We start from the raw sequence: 584 nt of genomic DNA, 5'->3' as shown, positions 1-584 counted from the left end.
GGACCACTTTGAGGAAAAAATCACAGTCTACCTTCAGTCGTGAAGAGAAACCGTAGCAGGTCAAACACGGTGGTGGCGCGGTACGGCGCACATTTGGAAGCTCACATCTGAACGGGCAGAAACTGCCGCGCGTCCTGTTCGATTGCCCACTGCTGCTGAACGAAAGGATGAAACATGTTTGGTACTCAGTTTGCTAGTAACTGCTCACGGCTTCTGCACAGTGGTGATCTTGATGACATGCGAGACGCGATTCTGTGCGATTTTCCCACGAACGCGGATCACCAAATCGATTCGGCTAAAGGACAGAAAACACCGCAAGCGGACAGGATTGTTACCCTGAAACGGTGCGCCTGATCTGATCCCGGGGCCGGTTGCCGAGCTAACGCCAAGGTGGACATCAGAACTATCGAGTTGTTTTGCCTGGCAGCGGGACTTGCCAGCCCCAAAGAGACCCGAAAGCCCAACCATCGAACCAAAGAAGGCCGTCCCGCAACTGGGCGGCCTTTTTCTCATCACATTTGTGCGTATCCTGCTGGAAACAAAACAGCCCTTTTGGACAAAATGTTCGCAGCATTAACCAACCT

General features: G+C 52.7%; 1 protein-coding gene. It reads right to left on the bottom strand.

The window, feature by feature from the left end:
* Positions 1-403 precede the first annotated feature (403 nt).
* Positions 404-584, bottom strand: a 181-nt coding sequence (locus tag ACR0LL_RS21320; protein ID WP_480589334.1) for a hypothetical protein, incomplete at its 5' end; no start/stop codon positions are given.

The sequence above is a fragment of the Ruegeria sp. AI2 genome (genome assembly GCF_056541275.1).
The sequence above is the reverse complement of the archived record's forward strand: the minus strand, read 5'-3'. Positions and strand labels throughout refer to the sequence as shown.